Source organism: Sedimentibacter sp., assembly GCF_033447055.1.
GTDB lineage: Bacteria > Bacillota > Clostridia > Tissierellales > Sedimentibacteraceae > Sedimentibacter.
The window spans coordinates 1-10,260 of record NZ_JAWQJF010000157.1 but is presented as its reverse complement, the minus strand read 5'-3'; the positions used below and the strand labels follow the sequence as shown (position 1 = coordinate 10,260).

10 protein-coding genes and 3 pseudogenes are annotated in these 10,260 nt (G+C 30.3%); 4 read left to right on the top strand and 9 right to left on the bottom strand.

Annotated features, from left to right (window positions below; genetic code table 11):
* The 4 genes and pseudogenes from SA378_RS11010 to SA378_RS10995 form a co-directional block, all read right to left on the bottom strand.
* Nucleotides 1-375 (bottom strand): YbaK/EbsC family protein (locus SA378_RS11010; protein WP_318526030.1); only part of this gene is annotated, 375 nt, incomplete at its 3' end.
* A 315-nt stretch (nt 376-690) separates the two neighbouring features.
* Nucleotides 691-1,938 carry a nucleotidyl transferase AbiEii/AbiGii toxin family protein gene (locus tag SA378_RS11005; protein ID WP_318526029.1) on the bottom strand — a complete coding sequence of 416 codons (1,248 nt, stop codon included), beginning with the start codon at nt 1,936-1,938 and terminating at the stop codon, nt 691-693.
* Nucleotides 1,939-1,940: 2 nt separating this feature from the next.
* The gene (locus SA378_RS11000; protein ID WP_318526028.1) at nt 1,941-2,711 is read right to left on the bottom strand and encodes a DUF6577 family protein; all 771 of its coding nucleotides are present in this window, start codon (nt 2,709-2,711) and stop codon (nt 1,941-1,943) included.
* A 246-nt stretch (nt 2,712-2,957) separates the two neighbouring features.
* Nucleotides 2,958-3,500, bottom strand: a pseudogene (locus tag SA378_RS10995) (reverse transcriptase domain-containing protein); the annotation flags it as partial.
* 57 nt (nt 3,501-3,557) lie between these two features.
* Between SA378_RS10995 and SA378_RS10990 the strand changes: the two are divergent.
* Nucleotides 3,558-3,788 (top strand): hypothetical protein, encoded by a 231-nt coding sequence (locus SA378_RS10990; protein WP_318526027.1) that lies wholly within the window; start codon nt 3,558-3,560, stop codon nt 3,786-3,788.
* Nucleotides 3,789-3,803: 15 nt separating this feature from the next.
* A pseudogene (locus SA378_RS10985) lies at nt 3,804-4,139 on the top strand (DNA adenine methylase); the annotation flags it as partial.
* A gap of 214 nt (nt 4,140-4,353) precedes the next feature.
* Here SA378_RS10985 and SA378_RS10980 read toward each other — a convergent pair.
* A complete protein-coding gene (locus SA378_RS10980; RefSeq protein WP_318526026.1) occupies nt 4,354-5,010 on the bottom strand; it encodes a Bax inhibitor-1/YccA family protein in 657 nt (218 codons plus the stop codon).
* A gap of 250 nt (nt 5,011-5,260) precedes the next feature.
* Here SA378_RS10980 and SA378_RS10975 point away from each other — a divergent pair, with 250 nt between their 5' ends.
* Nucleotides 5,261-5,731 carry an HAD family hydrolase gene (locus SA378_RS10975; protein ID WP_318526025.1) on the top strand — a complete coding sequence of 157 codons (471 nt, stop codon included), beginning with the start codon at nt 5,261-5,263 and terminating at the stop codon, nt 5,729-5,731.
* A 5-nt stretch (nt 5,732-5,736) separates the two neighbouring features.
* Here the strand turns inward: SA378_RS10975 and SA378_RS10970 are convergent, their stop codons facing one another.
* Both SA378_RS10970 and SA378_RS10965 read right to left on the bottom strand, forming a co-directional pair.
* Entirely contained in the window at nt 5,737-6,579 is an 843-nt protein-coding gene (locus SA378_RS10970; RefSeq protein WP_318526024.1) for a potassium channel family protein, read from the bottom strand.
* A 133-nt stretch (nt 6,580-6,712) separates the two neighbouring features.
* Entirely contained in the window at nt 6,713-7,963 is a 1,251-nt protein-coding gene (locus SA378_RS10965) for a serpin family protein (RefSeq protein ID WP_318526023.1), read from the bottom strand.
* Between the two features lie 223 nt (nt 7,964-8,186).
* Here SA378_RS10965 and SA378_RS10960 point away from each other — a divergent pair, with 223 nt between their 5' ends.
* On the top strand, nt 8,187-9,125 hold the full coding sequence (locus tag SA378_RS10960; RefSeq protein ID WP_318526022.1) for an EamA family transporter: 939 nt from the start codon (nt 8,187-8,189) through the stop codon (nt 9,123-9,125).
* A 99-nt stretch (nt 9,126-9,224) separates the two neighbouring features.
* Here the strand turns inward: SA378_RS10960 and dapF are convergent, their stop codons facing one another.
* Nucleotides 9,225-10,064, bottom strand: coding sequence for a diaminopimelate epimerase (dapF, locus tag SA378_RS10955; protein ID WP_318526021.1), 840 nt, complete (start codon nt 10,062-10,064; stop codon nt 9,225-9,227).
* A 38-nt stretch (nt 10,065-10,102) separates the two neighbouring features.
* Nucleotides 10,103-10,260, bottom strand: a pseudogene (locus tag SA378_RS10950) (diaminopimelate decarboxylase); the annotation flags it as partial.

The following is a 10,260-nucleotide window of genomic DNA, read 5'->3' as shown; positions in this document are numbered from 1 at the left end:
TCCAAGTATGCTTACTGAGCCCGGTGTAATATTCAGGAATTCTTCCATGTACTCACTTTCTGCAAATGAAAGTCTTGAACTTCCAATTTGTTTTGATAAATTTTTTGTAATAAATTTCTTATTTCCCGGCATTAACAGTAAATAGAATTCAGTTTTTGGTGCATTTCGCAAAAATAAATTCTTGCACATTTCTATTCCTAAAGCAGAATCCACATCTGAACAGCTTTCTATTGTTTCTTTTTCTTCATGGTCAATCCTTATATATGGAATATTAAGCTTTTCCAGCAAGTCATATGTTGCAAGTTCCTTTTGAAGCCTGTTTCCGTCTTCAGGTTTTGAGCTGTATAAAATTATGTTAGTATTGATATTATTCATGGTTACTCCTGTGTCTTTGTATTTATTAAAGATTAAATCTAATCACTATAAGTATATTGATTAATTTTATAATATGCAAGGGAATTATCGATTCTTGTTGTTCTTGTTTAACTAACACTTGTATATTAACAATATTTGCCAATCAGCATAATATGAATTGTATTTATAAAAGAAGGGATATTGTACCGATAGCATATTTTGGTACCTTTAATTATACTGTAACTCCTAGAAATACTCTCTTTAAAATTGCTAAGGATTATAAGACAACTATTGATAATATATTAAAGTTTAACAACATTGCCAATATGTTGATAATTAAACTTCATCTTTAACGCATATACCGTTAATTTCCAGCATATCTTCAACCATTTCTTTTATTCTATAAATATTTTCTTTATCCACTACAGACCAAAATATTCTATGATGCTTTTTGCCCTTTAATATTTCTGGTTTCATAGCAGAATGTGAAGCAAATTCATCAATAAACATACTTCTTAATTCTTTTGATTTTTGTCCTTTTTCTTTTCCTATATAACCGTCCAAGTCCAATAGCTTGTCAATATATAAAGCTGTTTTTACTATATCCCAGCCTTCTCCTTCAAGTATTGTTTCATACATAAGTTTAATTAATTCCGCACCACATGCAACTATCTGCGGATTATATACTACTTTTGCATTTAAATATAATGCGTTAAAATCATTTATTGCTTTCTTTAAATCAACATCTTCACCGCCATCTGCAAATGAAAATCTATAAAGCTGTTTTATAACATCTTCTTTAATTTCATTTAAATCAAATTTTCTTAATCGGCTTTTACTTTCTTGTATAGCTCGGTTTACATACTTATCTCTAATCAGTTCAATGTCAAAGTTGTCAATATGATATTTTGTCAACATCCATATATCATAAAATTGTTTTATCTGTTCGTCAATACGATCATCTTGAACTCCTATAGTGTTTGGACCCAATGTAGTCAATTTATCTGCAAACAAATAATTTATTGGTAAAATTTGATATTCAAGTTCACTACTAACAGCAAATATATTATCTGCCTTTACATTTTGATATTCCACCTTGTTATCTTGCATAATAAATTCTATTTTAAGCTCTTGAAATGGTTCTTGATCTTCATCTTTACTCCTCATTTCAGCCAGTGTTAACACTGATGGAACATTAACATGATATGTATATAATGGTAGACTAGTTTTAGGATTTTTAGGTATATGTTTGCGAAACTCAAATAATCCTTCTTCATTTTTAAATATTTCTGTGATTTTATTAAGTGCATCTTCAATTTCTTCTACTGTTCCACTAAATATCATATCAATATCAACACTTGTTCTTTGTGCTAGAACCGGCAAATAGAACTGTGTTGCAGCACCGCCTTTTAACACAATTCTATCCCCAAGAACGTTTTTAATCTGTAGAAACAATTCCAAGTCCCACAAAAATTTTTCCATTCTTTCTATATTCTTAAATCCATATTGTGCCATTCTTATTTCATATGTTTCTCTATGAAATGCTTCTTCAGAATTAATTAAATTTTCTTTATAGTTTTTCAATTTTAATACTCCCGTCTAATATTATTAACAAACTCAAGAGCATCTTCAGTTATATATTTACTTTCAACGATATATCTAATATCATATTGTAAATTTCTTATGTATGATGTTTTAACTAATTTTCTTTGATCTATTGCTCCAAGCCTTACCATATTGTTATATGCCCTAGCTAATTCCTGAATAGCAAGCGGGTACTTATTTCTTGTAATTGCATAAAACAAATCAATAAACGCCTTTTCTGTTGTTGCAATATTATTTTCTTCATAGTTAAAATTATCTGTCTTGTACAAAATCACAATTGATTTCTCTGATGTATACATATAGTTATAAAAAGTTTCTTTAAATAATGTAGGTTCAGTTGCCATTATATTTTTTTCCCGTAAAATCCAAAGTATCTCTTGATATGCTGTTTTTTCAACAAAAACAATTATTGGGTAGTTTTCCGGAACATGTTGCATAAACTTTGATAAAACATCCATCCCAGAAATATAATATTCAAAACCTTCTTCATCTAATATTTCTTTTATTTGTCTTGCCATATTTGACAAATATACCGCTGACTTACCTTTCATTTCATTAAATGAATATACCCCATTTCGAACTCTCTTCAAATAGCCTTCATCTACCATTTTAGAAAGCATCCAATACAAGCTGCTTTTTGGTGAATCCGGGAAAATCGCTTGTATATCATTAAAATATATATTTAACTGAGTTCTTAAATTCTCTTTTATTAATTGATACTTCACCTCTAATGAGGATTTTTGCTTTCTCATTTTTTTATTCTCCTTGCATGGTTTACTTTAAACATATTACCACACATTAATAAATATTTCAAGAAATAGTAGCAAATATTATATTTTATACCATTTCTTTATAATGCTTTAATAATTTATATTTATCTGTTTGTTCCTCATTTTTTAAATCGAGTAGTAGGTAAATAATTAATTTATTTTCCGTCCTCTCACACCACGCGTACGTACCGTTCGGTATACGACGGTTTAATATCTGCAAGTTTAAAGTAGTTTATCCTTGAGTTTCTTTATTGATTTCTCGTGTACTCTCATTTTGATACCATCTTTAGAGTGATAAAATGTGTACCCCAAAAATTTACAACGCCAAGTTCTATCCACTTTGCTTTTATCTGTGTTGACCTTCAATTTAAGGTCACCTTCAATAAATTTGGTTATGCTTTTCATAACTCTTTCTGCCGCTCTCCAGCTTTTTACATAAATGTTGCAGTCATCAGCATATCTGACAAACCTTAGGCCTCTTTTAGTCAGTTTCTTGTCAAGTTCATTAAGCATGATATGCTTAAAAGTGGAGACAAGTTTCCGCCTTATGGAACTCCTAAATCTGTTGAAGTCACATCTTTTTAATGCACCATGAGCGCTTCTTCCTGGCCTAAATCCAAAACTATTATCTGAAAAAGTCTTTTCAAATATTGGACTTAAGATCTGTGCTATTGCTTGTTGTACTACTCTGTCGACTACTGTTGGTATTCCAAGTTGTCTTTTCTTCCCGTTATCTTTTGATATTTCTACCCTTCTAACAGGTAATGGTTCATTGTTCCATCAAGCAATCAAGCCCCATAACGGACTTTCACCGTCAAGCTACCGCCCATGCTGGGTGCACCTAATATAGCAGCAAATTTTCCATTTGCTGCTATTTTATTATTTAGTAAGAAAAATGTAATGGCAATAGAGCTTCAGGATTTACCTGAAAATATATTTCAACGGCTTGTCTTTAGTGATGAAAATGATGAAATATACAAGGAAGAATTACATCTGCTCAACCAAAGAAAACACTTGTTCGAATTGTACGGATATGCTATAATTATGTATGATTTGTAAAGGGGAGTTCAATTTATGAGTAAAAATCCGTTAATACTACCAGTTCTAAAATGGGTTGGTGGTAAAAGACAGTTGTTGAAAGAAATATTACCGTTAATACCTAGAAATATTTCAACTTATTATGAGCCGTTTGTTGGCGGCGGTGCTGTTTTATTTGCACTACAGCCTAAAAAGGCAGTTATAAATGATTATAATGCTGAATTAATTAATGTTTATAAAGTTATCATGGACAACCCAATTGAACTTATTAAAAATCTTGAGGAACATAAAGAAAAAAATAATTCAGAATATTTTTATCAAATAAGAGAAAAAGATAGAACTACTGATTATAATAAATTATCGGATATTGAAATCCTACAATATTACGATTTAAAAGAAGAGCATCCACTAATATTTCCCCCATACTATTTAATCAAATTATGATATTAACATGTGGTTTTAAATTTATACGAATTTTTCACTATGCCTAAATAATTATTTTCATCGTCAAACTCCAAATCTTTTCTCTGTTTGAATAATAACCTATTTGGTATAATTTGTCAAAGAATTGATAAAAAATTCTTCTTTAATTTCTTCTATTAAATCTTGAAACTATTCTTAATACATAAATGAATATGTTAATAAAATCAAGGAATAAATTAAGTGCTAATCTAGGTACATCATCTTCTGTAAACGGACGATTTTTTATTAATGATATATCATGAAGCACGTATCCGCTAAATATTAGTATTCCAAGCCAAGCTATTGCAAGATGATATATTTCTGATCTTAAAAACAAGCCCACAATGCTTATTAAAATCAAAGCTATAAGTCCTACAAACAATGTACCGCCCAAGAAAGTAAAATCTCTTTTAGATTGTGATGAATACAATGCTAAACTGCCGAATACTACTGTTGTTATTCCCAATGATATGAGCACCATTTCTGAACCGATGGTTGATACATAGTACAATATTGTGGGAAATGTGCTAATTCCCATTAAAAATGCCACTGAATAAATAATTGCCTTTGAAAGCGATCTGTTTTCACTTCTTCTGGTAACTGTTGCTACTATCAATACTATTATTGAACCTATGCCTGCAATAAATGCAAACTGCGGTGGAACAAACATTTTTCCAATAATCATTCCTATAGTACATATGAGCAACAGAACAAAAAATTCATTTAATACTTTATTAATAAGATCTTTTTTATCATTCTCATCATAATAATATCTTTCCATTGTCTCTCCTTAAAATAATTTATATATTATTAATTCTATTTAAAAATATATTTATTTGCATATATCTATTATACAACAGAAATCTTAAAAAATTATAAATAAATTTATAATTGTCAAAATTGAAATAATAATGTTTTATTGTGTTTTATTATGCATATATGTTATATTGTAATAGTTGGATGTAACTCAGCCTATCAACCGGTTAAGCAAAACCAGATAATGCATATGAAAAACTAATTGAGGTGATTTTATGATAAATATTAATGTACCGGGAAAATGTACATACTCCTTCGAAAACGTAGTATTTGATTTCAATGGAACAATTGCTGTAAACGGAAAAATATCTTCATCAACAAGAGATAAAATAGCTCTTCTTTGTGATATGGCAAATGTTTATGTGCTTACTGCCGACACATATGGTTCGGCAGCCAAAGAATGTGAGGGACTAAATTTAAAATTAAAAACTTTTCCTAAGGATAATGCAGCTGATTTTAAAGCTAAAATAGTTGATGAATTAGGAAGAGATAAAACCATTTGTTTCGGAAATGGATATAATGATATAAAAATGTTTGAAATAGCATCGCTTTCTGTTGCAGTTTTAGAAAAAGAAGGAATGTGCACTGCTTTACTTAAAGAATCTGATATTTTAGTTAAATCTATTGAAGACGGCATTAATTTATTATTAAATACAAGCGCTCTAATTGCAACGCTTAGAGGATAAGAAATTTATTTTTCTATGCTTTCAAAATCTTCCCAGAAGTTTTTGATTTTGTTGTATTTAATTTCTTTTTTTGTATAAACTTCTTTGTTGTAAATTATTGGTTTAAATGATTTGCCTATTATTATATCATCAGCAAAGTATTTTTTGCATATGGCAATTTGCTGCATTCCATACCCGTAACTTCCGGTTATTGACAAATTTATCCTGAATCTGCTTTCCAATGAATTTATTTGTTTGTTATATTCCTTTGCTTTATTTGATTCTTCAATTACATTGAAATTTTGAAAAGTATTTTTAAATGTGTAAGAAAAATCATGTTTCCCTAAATATGTGATATAATAATCGGTTAAAATATTAAATACACCTGCACTTCTGTCCCAGGCGTTATGTTCTGTGACGCTTATTCTCAAATCAGGATTTACAAGAGGTTCTTTATTAGTGTTAATAACTCTAAAAATAAGCATATCTGTGGTGGGATTGTATATTATTTTTTCGGAAAATTTTATTAAATTTCTTGGATACAGCATTTTAATTGACAAAACTGAAATCATTAAAGCAAAATACATGGCAGTAATGCTTGAATGAATTATAACTATTACTTTCCCAATTTTTGTTACAGGCACAAAATCACCATACCCAATTGCCAATGATGTAATAAACGAAAAATAAACATAATCAAAAAATACAGTTTTGTTTTTTAGCACTTCAAAAAAGTAATATGCTATAGAAAACAATATGTTGATTGCTAAATAGTATCCTAATAATTGCAATAATACTATTCCAATATGAAGATTTCTTATTTTACTTACCCACCCCAGACTTGCTTTTCGGGGATATTTTAAATTCATCAATTTACCTCTAATTTTTTAAGTTTTTATATTATGTCCTTTTAGAGATATTTTTTGCATTGAATTAAAAATTATTGGTTATCATGCAAAGTATTAGGAGATGAATTTAAAAACTATAAACTTGTACCCGATTTCATTTTATTGTTGGATTTTCCATTATCCCCATAAATAGAGGAATCCCGGTTGTTGTATCAACAATGCCATATACAAACGGCCTGTCAAACACTACTCTTTGAATTTCTACAGGTATTGATGTTTCAGACACTTCAACAGATGTCACAGCAGCAGCTTCCGTGCCTTTTTCGTCTACTTTTATAAATGTTTTGTGTATGACTTCACTGATGTAAAGATCCTTGTTTTTATCTTCTTTCATCAATGAAAAATCAGCATTAGTTGGATCAAAAGCTGTTTCCATTCCTAATTTTGACAGTTCATTTTTCAGACTGTCATCATAGCTGCTTTCAAACTTTGGAATTGAAAGCTCTATATTTCTGGTTTCCTTGTTTTTCATTAATTCAATAAAATCCATAGGTGTCAAATTGTTTATGAATTCTTTTGGAGACTGTCCTTCTTCAGGCAAAATTCCAACAAAAGCAAATTGTTCATCCAAGTATGGTAAAATCACTCCTGTTGCTCCATCTGCCTGCAAATAATCCATATCTCCTCTTCGGTTCATAAAATCTGTTTCCACTGTGCCGGTTGGATAATTAAACTGCATTTTGTATGTATTGTTGGCTGAAAATTGTTCTTTCCAATCACCTTTAAAATAAATGGCATTAATAAGATACATCATTACATCGTCATTAATTTCTTCCACAATTTTATCTATTTTACCATTAGTAGCATCTGCCACCCATTTATTTATTGTACCAGGCGCACTTTTGTCACTGAAATCCACACTTTTTACATATGCGGAATAATAATCTGCATTAGTCTGTAGAAATTCTTTGTTCGCTGCAAAACCTTCTCTGTACCATATTGAGTTGGCTATTGAAAATTTCGCAATTCTGTCCTCATTCATTAATGAATTCATCCAATCATTTAATCCAGCGTTTAACTGTTCTATTGAAATATTTTCAGCCTTCAATGTTTTAAGCATATCAGTCCTGGTTTCATTATCTGCTCCATTTAATGTCATAGCTAAAGCAAAATAAACTGATGGAGTTGAGATCATAATGTTTCCTTCGTTTTCACTGCTTTTTTTAAACATATCCCATGTAAAATCTAAGATAGCTCTATTTAAATTGTCATCCATTGGGGCAGGTACCCCATCCCTATTTTTTGACTCAATACCTTCCATCAAATCATTTGAAAGCGATGTGCAGCCTGTTATAACCATCAAAACAACAAGCAAAAAACATACTATATAATTTATTTTTTTCATGCTGTTGATACCTCCTTTTGTTACTATGACGATTTTCATAGTAAAATGTTCCACATCATATTTATGAATGCTTCATGTTACTATTTTAACTTATTGTATTTATCTTGATATTAAAGCTGTCAATGTGTATAATGAAAAACAATATTGTTATATTTGATGATATTTAATCGCACTGCTGAAAAAGTACATTTTTAATTTATAAATTATTAGAGTAGGAGAATATATGAAAAAGAAAGACATAATACTTGCATTATTAGTTGTAATAATTTGGGGAGCAAATTTCACAGTCATCAAATTAGGCCTTGGGGGTGTCCCTTCAATGCTTCTAGTTGTTCTAAGATACATAATAACAGCATTTCCTGCTGTATTTTTTATTAAAAAACCAAATACTGAATGGAAATATATTATATTGTACGGACTCTTTGTAGGGGTATTGCAGTTTTCATGTTTGTTTTATGCTATGGAAATCGGAATGCCAGCTGGTATTGCTTCTATAGTTTTACAGTTACAAGCATTTATTTCGCCAATTTTGGCATTGCTATTTTTAAAGGAAAAATTGAAAGCAAAACAAATAGTCGGATCATTAATTGCAGCTTCAGGACTTATTATTATTGGAATGGCCGCCGTATCGGACGGAATATCTGCAATTCCTTTAGAAGCTATTGTACTGACAGCTGCTGCTCCTGTTTTCTGGGCTGCTTCAAATATAATTTCAAGAGTTGCTTCAGAGAAGGCCGCTGCCAAGGGAGAAAAATTAGATATGTTCAGCCTGGTAGTTTGGTCCGGAATCATACCACCAATTCCTCTTTTGATTTTCGCTTTAATGCTTGACACTCCTCAAACATTATGGAATGCAGTTATCAATTTAAATGGCATCTCTATATTTGCAGTATTATATTTGGCATTTGGAGCAACATTGTTCGGTTATGGTGTATGGAGCAAGTTGATAGCAAAATATCCTATGGGAAAAGTTGCACCGATTTCTCTTCTGGTTCCAATAACAGGATTATTGACAGCAAGAATTGTACTTTCAGAACAGCTGTCCGCAATGCAGTGGCTTGGCGCATCAGTAATATTAACAGGATTGATAATTACTAACGTTAATTTTGATATATTTAAAAATTTTATTAATAAACAAAGTTCAAATAATGTAACGAAATAAAGCGTCTGAAGATACTTTGAAATAAATATAGCCTCCTGTCAATCAGGAGGCTATATTTATATACTTCTTTTGCAAATCCTGTATACAAGTATAACACAATTAGAATATCAGATCCTCGTCCATTATTTTTCCTTCTGCAATTATATTTGTATCGCCTATCAAAAAAAGTTTATCAACATTATTATCAGTTTTTTCTATTTCTATAAACAATTCTCCACCAGGAACAATTATTTTAGCTTTGTTCTCTTTTAGGTATCCTTTAAGTATAAGAGCAACTGCTGTTGATGCTGAACCTGTACCACAGGCTAATGTTAAATCTTCTACTCCCCTTTCATATGTTTTTACAATTGCAGTATTATCATCTATTACTTCAAAGAAGTTAACATTAGCTCCTTTGACAAAACCTTCATAATATCTTATTTTTCTTCCGGTTTCAAAAATATCCCCGTCACTTGCATGTTGAAGTCCATCATATTTTACAACAGCATGAGGCAATCCTGGATTTCCTAATTCTATATAAGAACATTCATATTTTACATTATCAATTTCTATATCATTATTAAGTTTTATTACTTCCGGATTATTAAGTAATACTTTTACAAGCCTTCCTTCAAGAACTTCTGCGCTGACTATTCCTGCAGTTGTTTCAAACCTCATTTTTTTGCCTGCAATATTATTTAAATATGCATAGCGAGAAATACATCTTGCTCCATTACCACACATTTCACCTATGCTGCCATCGGAATTAAAAAATCGCATTTTGAAATCTGCATCACCGTCAGGAAAATCAACCACCATAAATCCATCTGCACCTAATGATACTTTTCTTTGGCATAATTTTTTTGCAATTGCAGATAATTTTTCTACAGGTAATTTAAGTATTATATTGTTTATAATTATAAAATCATTTCCTGCACCCTGCATTTTAGTAAATTCCATTTTTTTCACCTCTTTATAATTTTAACATTTCTACAATTTTACATTAATGATTCTGGAATTATTTCATTTCCAATCATATGTTCATAGCTTTGTCTTTTTACTATTATTTCTGATTTGCCATCTTTAACTAACACTGTTGCCAACAGTGGATTTTTATTGTAGTTGCTGGCCATTGTATAACCGTATGCACCTGTTG